General features: G+C 66.1%; 2 protein-coding genes. Both read right to left on the reverse strand.

Features of this window, described 5'->3' with window-relative positions; all coding sequences use genetic code 11:
* Window positions 1–28: 28 nt before the first annotated feature.
* The gene (locus tag HMPREF3086_RS00325; RefSeq protein ID WP_141763926.1) at window positions 29–472 is read right to left on the reverse strand and encodes a hypothetical protein; all 444 of its coding nucleotides are present in this window, start codon (window positions 470–472) and stop codon (window positions 29–31) included.
* Between the two features lie 62 nt (window positions 473–534).
* On the reverse strand, window positions 535–1,000 hold a 466-nt coding region (locus HMPREF3086_RS00330), incomplete at its 5' end, for a hypothetical protein (RefSeq protein WP_070719671.1).

Consider the following 1,000-nt stretch of genomic DNA (forward strand, 5'->3'; position numbering starts at 1 on the left):
CCTGTTCAGGAAGCACTTCGGTCTATTTTCACCCAGCGATCCGCAGATCCCCGTGAATCACCGGGGTTAGAGCGTGTGTTGAGAGAGAACTGGAGTCTACGATGTTGCCGTTGGCATCAAAGGTGAGGTCACTGTAGGTGGCGTGAGCGATCTGATTCGCTGCCCTTGCGGTCACTCCAATGAGTTGGAGCGTGTCGCGCGTATCACTCGGACCGGAGCCACCGTAGCCGACATTGAAGCGCGAGGGATCGAGGCCAAACCACTCGCCACTATGGCACTCGACGACGATATTTGGCCTACTGGAGTCCAAGCGCTCCGGGTGCAGATGTGACCCGTACAGCACAGCGGAGTAGTCGTCGCTGGCAACGATCCGACGCAATCCCCCGCGGGCCTCGACGATCCGCTGTGCGTTCTCCTTCACCAGCATCCGCAGTGGCGTCCTGTCGTTAGCCGGCACGAAGTTTCGCTTCATCTCACTCCTCCTGCCTTGGCGCGCCCATCAAGCATGACTGACAGCTCAGACATACCGGCCCCTCACGATGGGTCCTCGCGGTCGTCTCGCCCGCGCAGCGAGTCGAGGACTTCTCGCAGTGTGTCGGAGGCGGCTTCGGCGCGGTGCCGGGCGCGGTCGGCTTCGTCCGCACGCACGCGAGCATTCTCGGCCTCTTTCCGGGCTTCGGCGAGCCGATCCCGGGTCGCAGCAAGGTCACCACGGACCTGCTCGAACGCCCGGACGGCATTGTCACGGGCGACGACCGCCTCATCCTTGTCGGCGCCGGCCTGCTCGGCGGCGGCGAGGGCGTCAGCTTCGCCGGCCCGGGCGGCATCAAGGGCCACGGCGGCGGCCTCGTCGGCCTGCTCGGCCGCGTGCGTCCACGCGGCAGCCCACACCGACTGCACCATCGCCGCCATGGACTCCGAAAAGTCCGGGGCCTCCGGCACATCCCCCGCCGTCGCGGACGCGTGCTCACGCATCCACGCCGCCACCTCGCCGATCCGC

It is taken from the genome of Dietzia sp. HMSC21D01 (genome assembly GCF_001815995.1).
Taxonomy (GTDB): Bacteria; Actinomycetota; Actinomycetes; order Mycobacteriales; family Mycobacteriaceae; genus Dietzia; species Dietzia cinnamea.

Excerpts from the sequence above, each read along its gene's own strand:
- HMPREF3086_RS00325 (WP_141763926.1), bottom strand. The coding sequence starts at position 472 with ATGAAGCGAAACTTCGTGCCGGCTAACGACAGGACGCCACTGCGGATG.